Raw genomic sequence first — 13,536 nt, forward strand, 5'->3', positions numbered from 1 at the left:
CCTCAGGCGACGGCGCGCAGGTCGGTGTCGCGCGCCCCGCCCCGCAGGTCGCGGTCCAGGCTGTCGGCGGCGATCCAGCCCGACATCAGCACCATCGGCATGCCCGGCCCGGGATGGGCGGCGCCGCCGGCCAGATACAGCCCCTCCACGTCGCGCGAGCGGTTGCCCGGCTTGAAGGCGCCCATGAAGCGGCCGTGGCTGGCCAGCCCGTAGATGGCGCCGTTCAGCACGCGGTAGCGGTCGTGGATGTCCTGCGGGGTCAGGACGCGCTCGACGCGGATGCGGTCCTCCAGATCGGCCATGCCGGCGGTGCGCTTCAGCTTGTCGAAGACGGTGCGGCGGTAGTCCGGCAGCATCCGCGACCAGTCGTGGTGCGGCCGCAGGTAGGGGGTGTGGACCAGCACATAGAGCGCCTCGCCCCCCGGCGGCGCCACGCCGGGCTCGGTGCGGGCGGGGGCGGCGATGTAACAGGTCGGGTCGGGCGCCGGCTCGCCGCGGCGGTAGATCCATTCGAACTCCTCCGCCGGGTCGCGGGAGAAGACGAAGTCGTGGTGCAGCAGATGCTCGTAACCGCGGTCGAGCCCGAGATAGAAGACCACGCCCGAGCAGGCCGGCTCGTAGCGACGGCGCTTGCGGAAGCGCTTGGCCGGGGCGCCGCCCACCAGCTCCTCGTAGGTGCGGACGGAATCCATGTTGGACACCACCGCCGACACCGGGATGCGCTCCCCACTCTCGGTCTCGACGGCGGTGACGCGCTTGTCGGTCACCTCCAGCCGGCGCACGCCGGTGCCGGTGCGGATCTCGACGCCGAGGCGCCGGGCCACCCGCTCCAGCGCCAGCGGAACGGCGCGGGTGCCGCCCATCGGATACCAGACGCCGTCGTTGGTCTGCATGTGCGCGATGGCGCAGAGCACCGCCGGGGAGCCGTAGGGGGAGGACCCGACATACTGGGTGAAATGGTCGAGCATCTGGGCGGCGCGGGCGTCGGGGACGTGGCTGCGGATGGTGCCGGCCACCGTGCTGCCCATGCGCAGCGCCAGCACGTCGGACAGGGTGCTGGCGTTCATGCTGTCGCGGACCTTCAGCGTGTCGCCCAGATCCTCCACCGACTTCCAGAAGAAGAAGCGTTCGGAAATGCCGTGCAGACGCTCCGACAAAGCCTGGAAGCGTCGGTAGCCCTCCCCGGCGCCGCGACCGGGAGTCAGCCGGTCGAGTTCCGCGGCCATCGCGCCGATGTTCTCCGACAGGTCGAGCAGGGTGCCGTCGTCGAAGAAGCAGCGCCATTGCGGCTCCAGCCGGACCAGCTCCAGCTCGCGGTCGAGGTCGCAGCCGGCCTCCGCCAGGATGCGGCGCAGGACGCGCGGCACCGTCAGGATCGTCGGCCCCATGTCGAAGCGGAAGCCACCCTCCTCCAGCACCGCCGCCTTGCCGCCGACCCAGCCGTTCTTCTCCAGAAGCACCACCTTGTGGCCGCGCGCCGCCAGAACCACCGCCGACGCCAGCCCGCCCAGGCCGCCGCCGATCACCGCGATCCGATCCGTCATGCCAATCCCCCCGCTACGGCCCGCTTGGGCAGGCCGGACAGTCCCATGGTTTCGCTGCGCCAGGGCGTCGGCAGGCCCAGTTCCGAGGCCAGCAGCCGCGACGTGATGCGCGCGCCTTCGAAGATCACCGGCAGGCCGCTGCCGGGGTGGGTGCCGCCGCCCACCAGATAGACGCCGTCCAGATCCTCGAACCGGTTGTGCGGCCGCAGGTGGAGCATCTGGTCCAGGCTGTGCGCCAGATTGAAGGTGGCGCCGCGATGCACCGCGAACCGGCGGTCCCAGTCGGCCGGCGTCACCACGCGCTCCACCCGGATGCGGCGCTCCAGGTCGCTCAGGCCGAAGCCGGCCAGCCGGTCGAGCACGAGGCGGCGGTAGCGCGGCGCCTCGGCCGTCCAGTCGATGTGGCCGCGCTGGTGGCCGACCGGCACCAGGATGTAGAGGGTGCTGCCGCCGGGCGGGGCCAGGTCCGGGTCGCTGACGCAGGCGTTCTGCACGTAGATCGACGGGCGGCGCGGCATCTCGCGGCCGTCCTCGATCTCGGCGAGGTTGCGGGCATAGTCCTCGGCCAGATAGACGGTGTGGTGGTCCAGCCCCTCCATCCGCCCCTCGATCCCGAGATAGAGCATGAAGGTGGAGCAGGAGAATTTCTTGGTGGCGATGCGGGCGTCGGTCCAGCGGCGGCGCAGGTCGTCGGGCACCAGCGTGGTCATCGCGCGGGCGAAGTCGGCGTTGATGACCAGCGCGTCGGCCGGATACTCGCCGGCCTCCGTCCGCACCCCCACGGCGCGGCGGCCCTGGAAGCGGATGTGGCGCACCGTCTCGTTCAGCCGCACGGTGACGCCGAGGCCTTCGGCCACCCGCCGCATCGCCTCCATCACCGCCTCGGTGCCGCCGCGCGGGTGGAAGACGCCGTGCTCATGCTCCAGGAAGGACAGGATGGTGAACAGGCTGGGGCAGCGGAAGGGCGACATGCCCAGATACTTGCTTTGGAAAGAAAAGGCGAGGCGGACGCGCGGGTCCTGGAAGTAACGGGACAGGTCGCGGTCGACCGAGCGCTGCGGCGAAAGCCGTCCCAGCGCCTTCAGCATCGGCAGCGACGCCAGCGCCCAGGGGCTGGAGAAGTCGGTTTCCAGGATCGGGCGGAACAGCTCCATCTTCGCGCGGTTGTCGGCCAGGAAACGCGGCAGGCCCTGGGCGTCGCGCGGGTCGAGGCGCGCGATATCCGCCATCAGCGCCTTCATCTCGCCGTGGACCCGCAGCTCCCCGCCGGCCTCGAAGACCAGCCGGTAGAGCGGGTCGAGGCGGATCAGATCGACCTCGTCCGACAGGCGGCGCCCGCAGGCCTCGAAGATCTCCTCCAGGATGCGGGGGTAGAGGAAGAAGGTCGGGCCGCTGTCGAAGCGGTACCCGTCGAGCGCGAAGCCGGCCGACCGGCCGCCGACGCGGTCCTGCCGTTCCAGCACGGTGACCTTCGCCCCGGTGAGCGCCAGGAGCATCGCGGATGCCAATCCACCGGGCCCAGCGCCAATGATCACGACTTGCCGTTCCATCCGCTTGTCAAACGCTCCCGAGCTGCCGACTTGTGTGAAGGCAGTTACGAACATGGACCGGAAATGGATCACAGCCACAAAGCCACCTCTCCAGGCGTAACCCCTTGGACAAGCGGGGCCGGCGATCCATTTTCCATTGCGCGCGCGGCGTGGGCCGGCGGCAATACAGGCGAAAGACTGTCCATCATCCGCAAAATCCGCCGCCGCATTGCGGCGGATGCGAAGGACCTCGTGCACACTCTGGCGACCCGCCCCGGACGCAGCGCGGCCGAGAGCCTGAGCGCGGAAATCCTGCCGCTCGCCGAAGCCTGCCGCTTCCTGGAGCGCGAGGCCGCCGCGCTGCTGGCGCCGCGGCGCCTGGGCGCGCGAGGCCGCCCGGCCTGGCTGTTCGGCGTCGCGGCGGAGGTGCGGCGGGAGCCCTTCGGCACCGTCCTGATCGTCGGCCCCTCCAACTACCCGCTGCTGCTGCCGGGGGTGCAGGCGCTCCAGGCGCTGACCGCCGGGAACGCCGTGCTGGTCAAGCCGGCGCCCGGCTGCTCCGCACCGATGGAACGGCTGGCCGACTGGCTGGCCGAGGCCGGTCTGCCCGACGGGCTGTTCCAGCTTCTGGACGAATCCCCCGACGCGGTGTCCGACGCGATCGCCGCCGGCATCGACAAGCTGGTGCTGACCGGATCGGCCGGCACCGGCCGGACGGTGGCCCGCCAGCTCGCCGATTCGCTGGTGCCCTCCACCATGGAATTGTCAGGCAACGACGCGGTGTTCGTCCTGCCGGGCGCCGACCTCGACTTGGTCGCCCGCGCGCTGGCCTTCGGCCTGCGCCTCAACGGTTCCGCCACCTGCATCGCGCCGCGCCGGGTCTTCGTGCCGCGCGCCCAGGCGGCGGCGCTGGAGGACGCCTTGACGCGCAGCGCGGCGGCGATCGCGCCGGCGGCGGTGCCCCTGCCGCTGCGGCGCCGGCTGGTCGGGCTGGTCCGCGCGGCGATGGCGGAGGGCGCCCGCCCGCTCGGCCCTCTACCCGAGGACGCCGACCCGGCGATGGCGCCGCTGATCGTGGCCGACGCGCGGCCGGGCATGGCGCTGCTGCGCGAGGAGCTGTTCGCCCCCATCCTGTCGCTGGTGCCCGTCCGCGACATGGAGGAGGCGCTGGAGGCCGCCGCCGCGAGCCCCTACGCGCTCGGCGCCTCGGTCTTCGGGCCGGAAGCGGAGGCCTGCGCGCTGGCCGGGCGGCTGGACGCCGGGACGGTGACGGTCAACGACCTGATCGTGCCGACCGCCGATCCCCGCCTGCCCTTCGGCGGACGACGCGCCAGCGGCTGGGGCGTCACGCGCGGCGCCGAAGGGCTGCTGGAGATGACGCGGGTGAAGACCGTCTCGGTGCGGCGCGGCCGGCGGCTTCCCCACACCGACCCGCCGCGCGACGGCGACGCGGCGCTGATGCTGGCGGCGATCCGCCTGCTCCATGGCGGTCCCGGCACCCGCGCCGGGGTGGTCCGGACCCTGTTCCAGGCTCTGCGCGACCGCCGGACCGACTGACCCGGAGATCACTGTGACGACTGTTCTGATCCTCGCCGTCCTGATCGGCGCCGTGTCCGGTTCGCGCACCCTGCTGGGGCCGGCGGCGGTCTCCTGGGCCGCCTATGGCGGCTGGCTCGACCTGTCGGGAAGCTGGCTGTTCTTCCTCGGCCACCCGGTGTCGCCCTGGGTCTTCACCGCGCTGGCGGTGGGGGAGCTGGTCACCGACAAGCTGCCGACCACCCCCAGCCGCAAGCGCCCCTTCCCGTTCGCCAGCCGCATCGCCGGCGGCGCCATCGCGGGGGCGGCCATCGGCGCGAACGCGGGCGCGTGGGTTCCCGGCCTGATTGCCGGCGGGCTGGGCGCGGTCGCCGGCACGCTCCTGTGCTACGAGGCGCGCCGGCGCTTGGCCGCCGCCTTCGGCCGCGACCGGCCGGCGGCGCTGATCGAGGACGCGGTGGCGCTCACCGTCGCGCTGCTCGTCGTCGCCGCGGCGTAAGCGGCTTTTCGGAAAGAGGACGTCAGCGCGCCGCGCCGACCTGCTCCGGGAACAGACCCAGCAGCCCCTCCCGGCTCGCCGGGCAGACGCCGCGCTCGGTCACCAGACCGGTCACCAGACGGGCCGGGGTCACGTCGAAGCCGTAATTGACCGCCGGGCTGCCGGCCGGGGTGACGCGGATGGTCTCGATCCGCCCGTCGGCGGTGATGCCGGTCAGCTCGGTCACCTCGCGGGCGTCGCGCTCCTCGATGGGGATTTCCTTCACCCCGTCCGCCATGCCCCAGTCAATGGTCGGCGAGGGCAGCGCGACGTAGAAGGGCACGCCGTTGTCGTGGGCGGCCAGCGCCTTCAGGTAGGTGCCGATCTTGTTGCAGACGTCGCCGGTCGCCGTGGTGCGGTCGGTGCCGACGATGCACAGGTCGACCATGCCGTGCTGCATCAGATGACCGCCGGTGTTGTCGACCACCACCGTGTGGGGCACGCCGTGGCGGTTCAGCTCCCAGGCGGTCAGGCTGGCGCCCTGGTTGCGCGGGCGCGTCTCGTCCACCCAGACATGCAGGCGGATGCCCTCCTCGAAGGCGACATAGACCGGGGCCAGCGCCGTACCCCAGTCGACGGTGGCGAGCCAGCCGGCGTTGCAGTGGGTCAGCACGTTCACCGGCTCGCCCGGCGCCTTGCGGCGGGCGGTCTCGCGGATCAGGGCGGCGCCATGCTCGCCGATGGCGCGGTTGATGGCGACGTCCTCGTCGCAGAGCGCGGCGGCCTCGGCGTAGGCGGCCTCGGCACGGGCGGCGGGCGGCAGCGGCGCCAGACGGCCGCGCATCCGCTCCAGCGCCCAGCGCAGGTTGACCGCGGTCGGGCGGGTGGCGAGCAGCCGGGCATGGGCCGCCTCCAGCGCCGCGTCGGACGGGTCGGCCCGCATGGCCAGAGCGACGCCGTAGGCGGCGGTCGCCCCGATCAGCGGCGCCCCGCGCACCAGCATGGCGCGGATGGCGTGGGCGGCCTCGTCGAGGTCGGTCAGCCGCGCGACGGCGAAATCATGCGGCATCCGCGTCTGGTCGATGATCTCCACCGACCAGCCGTCCTGCGCCAGCCAGATGGTCCGGTAGGCCGTGCCGTCGATCTTCATACGCCATACTCCCCGCGCTCGATGCCGCCTCGGCCTTTCGGCCCGGCGCGACAATAGGGGGTGGCGCGGCGCGGTTCAACGGGCGTACCCAGGGAACAGGAGCCTGCAAAAAGGTGTTGGTCCGCCACGAAAGCCACGACCTTCGATGCTCAACGGCCTCTCTCCCATGCCCCTGCGCGCCCTCCGTTCCAAAGGTTCCCCTCTGCTCTACCGGATGCCGGGGTCGGCGCTGGTCCTGATGGTCTGCGCGGTGGCGCTGCTTCTGACGCTCGGGCTGTCGGCCAGCTTCGCCTTGCGCGACCGGGCAGCGGCCCTGCAGCACGCCCAGGACACCGCCGGCAACGCCAGCCTGCTGGTGGCCGAACACGCGGCCCGGCTGGTGGAGACCAGCGACCTGATCCTGAAGCAGGCGGTCCAGCTCGCCGGACCGGCGGACGCCCCGCTGCCCAGCGACCGAGCGGCCTGGGAGCGCTACGCGGGGCTGGTGCGGGGCACGCCCTATCTGGTGTCGATCTGGCTGTTCGACGCCGAGGGGAACGCCGTCCTGAGCACCCGCCGCTTCCCAACCCCGGCGATGAACGTCGCCGACCGCGACTATTTCGAGGCCCAGCGGGCGGGCGGCAGCGCGGCGGGCGGCCGTCTGTTCATCACCGCCCTGGACAACAGCCGCTTCACCCAGGAACCGCTGATCCTGCTCTCGCGTCCGCTGGCCGCCGCACCGGGACAATTCCGCGGCGTCGCCCTGGTCGCCGTCTCGCCGCGCTACGTCCGCGACATCTACAAGAGCTTCGATTTCGACTACGCCCGCTCCATCACCCTGCGCCGCGCCGACGGCACGGTGCTGCTGCACGAGACCCAGGGGCCGGACGCCACCGACAGCGCCGCGGCCGAGGCCGCCGGGGAGCCGGAAATCTCCGCGCTGCGCCGGGTGGACAGCGTGCCCGTGACCGCCGAGGTGGCCATCCCGGTGAGCAGCGTCATGAAGCGCTGGCGCGGACAGCTCTGGACCTACATCTCCTACGCGCTGGCGGCTCTGGCCGCGGTGTCGGTGATCGGCGGGATGGCCCTGCAGCGCGCCCGGCGGGAGCGGCAGGCGGAGAACGCGCTCCAGCACGCCTACGACACGCTGGAGGAGCGGGTCCACCAGCGCACGGCGGAGCTGGAACAGACCAACGCCCAGCTCGAAACCGCGGTGACCGACAAGGAGATCCTGCTGAAGGAGGTCCAGCACCGGGTGAAGAACAACCTCCAGGTCATCTGCAGCCTGCTGCGCCTCCAGGCCGCCCGCATCGACGAGCCGGCCCGCCGCGCCTTCGACGAGAGCCTGCGCCGCATCCAGTGCATGAGCCTGATGCAGGAACTGCTCTACCGCTCCGACCAGCCGGCGCGCATCGACTTCGCCGATTACCTGCGCCAGCTCTGCGACGGGCTGGTCCGCTCAACCAACCCGACCGGCGCGCGGCTGACGGTGAACGCCCCCCAGCCCTGGAGCCTGGATGTCGATCAGGCCACCCCGCTCGCCCTGATCGCCAGCGAACTGGTCTCCAACGCGCTGCTCCACGCCTTCCCCCTCGGCCATCCCGGCACGATCACGGTCGAGCTGCTGCCGGAGGGAAGCGAGGGCATGCGGATGGTGGTGCGCGACGACGGCACCGGCCTTCCACCCGATCCGTCCACGCAGAACCGCGCGAACGAGAAGCGCCAGAGCGGTCTGGGGCTGGTTCTGGTGAAGGCGCTGGCCCAGCAGGCCGGGGCGCAGGTGACCATCGATCGCCAGCCGGACGGCGGGCCGGGCACCCGCTTCATCGTGTCGGTGCCGACCCTCGCCAAGACGCAGACGAAAGCCGCCTGAAGGGATTGCCTGAAGGGGGGCGCCTGAGATGCGGCGTCAGGGCCGCGGCGGCTCCAGGCGCAGATAGACCATGGCGGAAGCGAGCGCGCTGGCGTAGGCGTCCTCCCCGGCGCGCGGCGGCAGGTCGAGGTCGCGCAGGATGCTGTCCAGCCGCAGATCGACCGCGTATTTGCCGGGCGCCTTGGCCTTGCGGCCGTAATAAAGGCTGGACACTTCGATGCGCTGGTTCGGCAGGGCCATGCCGACCATCGGCTGCACCAGCCGGTCGAGAAGCCCCACGGTGAAATCCAGGTAATAGCCGACCAGCGGCCGGTTGCCGATGAAGGCCAGCAGGCGGGACAGCGCCGGCTCCGCCGGTTCGGTGGGCCAGAAGGAGAGGATCAGGCGCTGGCTGGTCAGGACGCGCCCGCCGCGGATGCGCAGCGCCGCGACGCTGCGCAGATCGGCCGTGGCCGCGTCAAAGGAGGTGGCCTCGCAATGGATCGCCACCCGCTCCCCGCTCTCCTCCCCCGACAGCAGCAGGGCACGGTCGGGGTGTTCGGGCATCGCCGGAACGGACGGCGCCCCCCCGTTGGCGACCACGCTGGCAATGGTTTCGGTCGGCATGCCGCCTCCTCTCCCCGCGCGCCCGGCGGGGCAATGGTTCAGGGTCAGTGGTTCAGGTGGAAGTGGTAGGCGAGCAGTTCCTTGAACTTCTTCACCAGCGCCAGACAGTCCTTGAACTGGTCACGGTCGAGCTTGCCCAGGGACTCCGTGCGGACGAGGTTGTCGGTCTGGGTGCCCGACACGCTGCCGTCCAGCCCGGCCTTCAGCCGCAGCGTCGACAGGAAGGTGAAGGCGTCGGCCAGTTCGCCCGCCATGCCGCGGTCGAGAACGCCCTGGTCGGCGAGCGCCCAGATGCGCTCCGTCGTGTTGGTCTCCGCCATGTGCTTCTCCAGCGCCAGCGCGCGGACGCCGTGGACGATGGGGAAGATGCCGGCCTTCTTGATGTCCACCGCCTCGCTGCGGCGCCGCTCGAACAGGCCGCCGAACAGGCCCGACGGCGTGTCGAAGGCAAGCGCCGGGCGGGCAAAGGCGGTGAAGAACATCTGGTTGTCCTGCAGCCGGCCGAGCAGGTAGCCCTTCGCCTCGGCCAGCAGGGTGGCGTCCCCGGCCACCGCCGCCGCGTCGTAGAAGATGGCGAGATTCATCTGCGCCGCCTCGTCGGGGCGGTGGATCCAGTGGAAGAGGGAATCCTTGTATTGCGCCAGCGGGCGCGTCCAGTCCGGGTTGGACACCATGATGCGCCCCGGGCAGGGCGGGTAGCCGAACGCGACCAGATGGCGGGTGAAGGCGTCGGTCACCTGCGGCAGCGTCGGGCAGTCGTAACCGTCGCGCAGGATCAGCCCGTTGTCCTGGTCGGTCTTCAGAAGCTGCTCGCCGCGCCCTTCGCTGCCCATCACGATCAGGCAGGCGTTGGCCAGCAGGTCCGGCGGCGCCAGCAGTTCGAACAGGCGGCGGAAGATCTTGCGGTTCAGCTCGGTCACGAGGTCGGCGATGAAGGACACCTTGACGCCCGTGCCGTGCAGCGTGCGGATCAGCCCGACGATGTCCTGGCTGGCCCGGCCGAGGTCCTCCGGCGTGGCGGCGCGCTCGACCTTGAGCGCGACGACCTGGGAATGGTTGGACAGGACGGCCAGCAGGTCGGTCTGCTCCAGCAGGCCGACGACCGCGCCCTGCTCGGTGATGACCAGACGGCGCACCGAATGCTTGGTCATCAGGATCAGCGCGTTGAACAGCAGGTCGTCGCGGTCCAGCGCCAGCAGCTCGTAGCGGGCGAGCGGCCCCACCGGGCTGTCCACCGGCCGCCCCTCCAGCACCACAAGGTCGCGCAGGTCGGTGCCGGTCAGAATGCCGATGCGCCCCCCCTTTTTCGGATCGCCATCGCGGACCAGCACGCTGCTCGCCTGGTCCCGCTTCATCGCCGCCGCCGCGTCGCGCAGGGACGCCCCGGCCTCGACGAAGACCGGCGGGTGCAGGTAGGCCTGCCGGATGCGCGCCATCGTCAGCGCGGCGGTTTCGCGGTTGGAGCGCTCGTTGGCCAGCGCGCTCAGCCGGTCGGCGAACCCCTGCTGGATCACCGCGCCGAAGTCGGCGTTCTCGTGCGCCAGTTCGAGAAGGACCGGGCGGGGCACCAGATCGCACAGCGTGTCCTCCGCCGCGACGAAGCTGCGCGCCTGCCCGTCGGAGAACAGCGCCTGAAGGTCGAAGCTGTCGTGGGCGCCGTGCACCGCCACCACCTCGCCGCCGCGGCGTTCGTGGACCAGCCCCTGCCGCACCACGAACAGGCAATCCGCCGGCTCGTCCCGGCTCAGGATCACCCCGTCCCGCGCGTAGACGCCGAGGTCGAGCGCCACGGCGAGCCGCTGCCGCTGCTCCGGCGTCAGGCGGTCGAAGGGCGGAACGGAAAAATCGAAGGCGTCGGACAAAACCCGCTCCACGAACCGGTGGGGTGAATAAAAAAGGCGCCTCAAGACCGCGGTCTTGAGGCGCCTTGAAGATTACACCAGCCCCTTCATCTGCGGAAGGCGGGTGCGACCATTCGCTTTAGTGAGCGGAAGCCCCTTCGGCGCCCAGGCCGGTCTGCGACCGGATGTACTGGGCCTTGTAGGCCTCGCGCTCGTCCTGCGCCGCCTTGCTGTTGTCGGTGATCGAGAAGAACCAGATCGCCAGGAACGACAGCGGGATAGTGAAGACGCCCGGGTTGTCGTACGGGAAGAGGGCGGCCGGGTTGCCCAGCACCGACTTCCACACGGTCGGACCCATGATCAGCAGGCTGACCGACGAGACCAGCCCGATCCAGCCGCCGAGAACGGCGCCGCGGGTGGTCATCCGGCTCCAGAACATCGACATCAGCAGAACCGGGAAGTTCGCCGAGGCCGCGATCACGAAGGCGAGGCCGACCATGAAGGCGACGTTCTGGTTCTCGAAGGCGATGCCGAGGAAGATCGAGACGATGCCGATGACCACGGTGGTGATCTTCGACACGCGGATCTCGTCATGCTCCGACGCGCGGCCCTTGGCGATCACCGAGGCGTACAGGTCGTGCGACACGGCCGAGGCGCCGGCCAGCGTCAGGCCCGCGACCACCGCGAGGATGGTGGCGAAGGCCACGGCCGAGATGAAGCCGAAGAACAGGTCGCCGCCCACCGCATGCGCGGTATGGATGGCCGCCATGTTGGAGCCGCCGATGATCATCGACGGGTTGGGCTTGCCGCCCGCCGCCGCCAGCTTGGCCGCGTCGAGGAACGGATAGGCGCCGGTGGCGTCCGGGGCCAGCAGCAGCACGATGGCGCCGAAGCCGATGATGAAGGTCAGGATGTAGAAGTAGCCGATGAAGCCGGTCGCGTAGAACACCGACTTGCGGGCCTCCTTGGCGTCCGACACCGTGAAGAAGCGCATCAGGATGTGCGGCAGGCCGGCGGTGCCGAACATCAGCGCCATGCCCAGCGAGATTGCCGAGACCGGGTCGGTGATGAGGGCGCCCGGCGCCATGATGCCGGTCGCCTTCGGGTGGACCTGCGTGGCCGTGGCGAACATCGCCTCCGGGCTGAAGCCGAACTTGGCGAGCACCGCGAAGGCCATGAAGGAGGCGCCCGACAGCAGCAGAACCGCCTTGATGATCTGCACCCAGGTGGTGGCGAGCATGCCGCCGAAGGTCACGTAGGCGATCATCAGGACGCCGACGATCACCACCGCCCACAGGTAGTCCATGCCAAACAGCAGCTGGATCAGCTTGCCGGCGCCGACCATCTGGGCGATCAGGTAGAAGGTCACCGTGGCGAGCGAGCCGCAGGCGGCCATCGTGCGCATCGGGGTCTGCTGGAAGCGGTAGGAGGCGACGTCGGCGAAGGTGTATTTGCCGAGGTTGCGCAGGCGCTCAGCGACCAGGAACAGGATGATCGGCCAGCCGACCAGCCAGCCCACCGAGAAGATCAGGCCGTCGAAGCCGGAGGTGTAGACGAGGCCGGCGATGCCGAGGAAGGACGCCGCCGACATGTAGTCGCCGGCGATGGCGAGGCCGTTCTGGAAGCCGGTGATGCCGCCGCCCGCGGCGTAGAAGTCCTTCGCCGACTTCGTGCGGCGCGCCGCCCAGTAGGTGATGCCGAGCGTGGCCAGCACGAAGACCAGGAACATGACGATCGCTTCGAAATTCGTCGCCTGCTTCTGGACCGGGCCTTCGACCGCCGCCGCGTGCACCGACGCGGGGATGAGCGCGCCGGCCGCGACGGCCGCAGCGCCCACACGATTGACCAGCGAACGCATCACTTCGACTCCTCCATGATCTGCCGGTTCAGCTCATCGAACTCGCCGTTCGCCCGATGCACGTAGATGCCGGTCAGGATGAACGCCGAGATGATGGTGAAGAGGCCGACGGGGATACCCCAGGTGGTCACGCCACTGCCGATCGGGGTACCCAGGAACCCCTTGCCGAAGGCGACCAGCAGGATGAAGCCGAAGTAGATGACGAGCATGGCGATCGAAAGCGTCCACGCGAATGCGCTACGCTTCTGCACCAGCTCCTGAAACTTGGGATTCGCGAGAATCCTCTGAGCGTTTTCTTTCATAGTGCGTCCCCTCGCGAGTGCCGAGCGATTTTTGCAAGGTCAGATTAGACACTCGGGCCATATGGTCTTTGTAACGAACTATCCCGTCAACAACTTTGATGCAGGCCGACCGCTAAAAAGCGCCTTGACGCAGCCCGCGGCCGTTGTTCCGGAGGTTCGTTCACTAACCCATGGCAGCGAAAGGGCAATGGGGGCACGAAATATTGTGAAGCGTGGGCTTAAGAATTGGTGCGCGGAAGCCAAGGTATGCGACCAAAAGTCACACCTTCCTCCTTCAACTCCTCCGCTTCCTTGTCCGTTGCCTCGCCATAGATCCCGCGCGGATCGGTTTCGCCATAATGGATGCGCCGCGCCTCTTCAGCGAAGCGGTCCCCGACGTAATCGCAATTCGTTTCAACCGTGCGGCGAACTTCCGTCAATTGACGCATGACTTCCGCCGCGAAACGCTCGCGCAGTTCCGCCGGCACCGACGGGGGTGCGGACGCCGGGGGAGCGGCCGGGGCCGCCGCGCCGCCGCCCGCCACGGGCGCGGCCTCCGGCGCGCTGCCCTCCCGGGCCGGGTCGTCCTTGGCGCGGCCCCCTTTGGCGATGCGCGGGGCCATGGGGGCCTTGGTGATGTGCGTGTCGCCGCAGACCGGGCAGGCGATGGCCTTCGCGGCGGCCTGCGTCTCGTAGGCGTCGCCGTTGCGGAACCAGGCTTCGAACCGATGGTCGGCCGTGCATTTCAGAACGAAGAGGATCATGTCCCCGTCGGATGCTCCAGGATGAGAAGACCGGATGGTCATGATATACGGTCGGTGACCGCTTGCCAGTTCAGCACGACGCCGGCGTCGCGGTCAA

General features: G+C 70.2%; 11 protein-coding genes. 3 read left to right on the forward strand and 8 right to left on the reverse strand.

Annotation, left to right across the window (positions count from 1 at the left end; genetic code table 11):
- Nucleotides 1–2: 2 nt before the first annotated feature.
- Both ACWPN5_RS16295 and crtI read right to left on the reverse strand, forming a co-directional pair.
- Nucleotides 3–1,544, reverse strand: a complete 1,542-nt coding sequence (locus tag ACWPN5_RS16295; RefSeq protein WP_492296289.1) for a phytoene desaturase family protein — start codon at nucleotides 1,542–1,544, stop codon at nucleotides 3–5.
- Nucleotides 1,541–3,148 carry a phytoene desaturase family protein gene (crtI, locus tag ACWPN5_RS16300; RefSeq protein WP_492296290.1) on the reverse strand — a complete coding sequence of 536 codons (1,608 nt, stop codon included), beginning with the start codon at nucleotides 3,146–3,148 and terminating at the stop codon, nucleotides 1,541–1,543. The genes ACWPN5_RS16295 and crtI overlap by 4 nt, the downstream gene beginning before the upstream one ends.
- A 9-nt stretch (nucleotides 3,149–3,157) precedes the next feature.
- On the opposite strand from crtI, the gene ACWPN5_RS16305 reads away from it, so the two are divergent.
- Nucleotides 3,158–4,630, forward strand: coding sequence for an aldehyde dehydrogenase family protein (locus ACWPN5_RS16305; protein ID WP_492296291.1), 1,473 nt, complete (start codon nucleotides 3,158–3,160; stop codon nucleotides 4,628–4,630).
- 13 nt (nucleotides 4,631–4,643) lie between these two features.
- Nucleotides 4,644–5,108 carry a DUF4126 domain-containing protein gene (locus ACWPN5_RS16310; protein ID WP_145681259.1) on the forward strand — a complete coding sequence of 155 codons (465 nt, stop codon included), beginning with the start codon at nucleotides 4,644–4,646 and terminating at the stop codon, nucleotides 5,106–5,108.
- 22 nt (nucleotides 5,109–5,130) lie between these two features.
- Here the strand turns inward: ACWPN5_RS16310 and mtnA are convergent, their stop codons facing one another.
- The gene (gene mtnA / locus ACWPN5_RS16315) at nucleotides 5,131–6,237 is read right to left on the reverse strand and encodes an S-methyl-5-thioribose-1-phosphate isomerase (RefSeq protein ID WP_492296292.1); all 1,107 of its coding nucleotides are present in this window, start codon (nucleotides 6,235–6,237) and stop codon (nucleotides 5,131–5,133) included.
- 166 nt (nucleotides 6,238–6,403) lie between these two features.
- On the opposite strand from mtnA, the gene ACWPN5_RS16320 reads away from it, so the two are divergent.
- On the forward strand, nucleotides 6,404–8,089 hold the full coding sequence (locus ACWPN5_RS16320; protein WP_492296293.1) for a sensor histidine kinase: 1,686 nt from the start codon (nucleotides 6,404–6,406) through the stop codon (nucleotides 8,087–8,089).
- Nucleotides 8,090–8,125: 36 nt separating this feature from the next.
- Here the strand turns inward: ACWPN5_RS16320 and ACWPN5_RS16325 are convergent, their stop codons facing one another.
- The 5 genes from ACWPN5_RS16325 to ACWPN5_RS16345 all read right to left on the reverse strand — a co-directional run bounded on the left by ACWPN5_RS16325 (nucleotide 8,126) and on the right by ACWPN5_RS16345 (nucleotide 13,481).
- Nucleotides 8,126–8,695 (reverse strand): 3'-5' exonuclease family protein, encoded by a 570-nt coding sequence (locus ACWPN5_RS16325; protein ID WP_247888139.1) that lies wholly within the window; start codon nucleotides 8,693–8,695, stop codon nucleotides 8,126–8,128.
- 44 nt (nucleotides 8,696–8,739) lie between these two features.
- Complete coding sequence (locus ACWPN5_RS16330) at nucleotides 8,740–10,557, reverse strand: putative nucleotidyltransferase substrate binding domain-containing protein (protein WP_492296294.1); 1,818 nt, start codon at nucleotides 10,555–10,557, stop codon at nucleotides 8,740–8,742.
- Nucleotides 10,558–10,675: 118 nt separating this feature from the next.
- Nucleotides 10,676–12,394, reverse strand: a complete 1,719-nt coding sequence (locus ACWPN5_RS16335) for a cation acetate symporter (RefSeq protein WP_145681255.1) — start codon at nucleotides 12,392–12,394, stop codon at nucleotides 10,676–10,678.
- Complete coding sequence (locus tag ACWPN5_RS16340) at nucleotides 12,394–12,696, reverse strand: DUF485 domain-containing protein (protein ID WP_014239204.1); 303 nt, start codon at nucleotides 12,694–12,696, stop codon at nucleotides 12,394–12,396. The genes ACWPN5_RS16335 and ACWPN5_RS16340 overlap by 1 nt, the downstream gene beginning before the upstream one ends.
- A gap of 218 nt (nucleotides 12,697–12,914) precedes the next feature.
- Nucleotides 12,915–13,481, reverse strand: a complete 567-nt coding sequence (locus ACWPN5_RS16345; protein ID WP_492296295.1) for a DUF1178 family protein — start codon at nucleotides 13,479–13,481, stop codon at nucleotides 12,915–12,917.
- Nucleotides 13,482–13,536 lie beyond the last annotated feature (55 nt).

The sequence above is a fragment of the Azospirillum sp. UENF 211521 genome (assembly GCF_058780535.1).

Bases quoted from the DNA above. Each gene is read 5' to 3' on its own strand.
- ACWPN5_RS16295 (WP_492296289.1), bottom strand. From the start codon at position 1,544: ATGACGGATCGGATCGCGGTGATCGGCGGCGGCCTGGGCGGGCTGGCG.
- crtI (WP_492296290.1), bottom strand. From the start codon at position 3,148: ATGTTCGTAACTGCCTTCACACAAGTCGGCAGCTCGGGAGCGTTTGAC.
- ACWPN5_RS16305 (WP_492296291.1), top strand. From the start codon at position 3,158: ATGGATCACAGCCACAAAGCCACCTCTCCAGGCGTAACCCCTTGGACA.
- mtnA (WP_492296292.1), bottom strand. From the start codon at position 6,237: ATGAAGATCGACGGCACGGCCTACCGGACCATCTGGCTGGCGCAGGAC.
- ACWPN5_RS16320 (WP_492296293.1), top strand. From the start codon at position 6,404: ATGCCCCTGCGCGCCCTCCGTTCCAAAGGTTCCCCTCTGCTCTACCGG.
- ACWPN5_RS16325 (WP_247888139.1), bottom strand. From the start codon at position 8,695: ATGCCGACCGAAACCATTGCCAGCGTGGTCGCCAACGGGGGGGCGCCG.
- ACWPN5_RS16335 (WP_145681255.1), bottom strand. From the start codon at position 12,394: ATGCGTTCGCTGGTCAATCGTGTGGGCGCTGCGGCCGTCGCGGCCGGC.
- ACWPN5_RS16340 (WP_014239204.1), bottom strand. From the start codon at position 12,696: ATGAAAGAAAACGCTCAGAGGATTCTCGCGAATCCCAAGTTTCAGGAG.
- ACWPN5_RS16345 (WP_492296295.1), bottom strand. From the start codon at position 13,481: ATGACCATCCGGTCTTCTCATCCTGGAGCATCCGACGGGGACATGATC.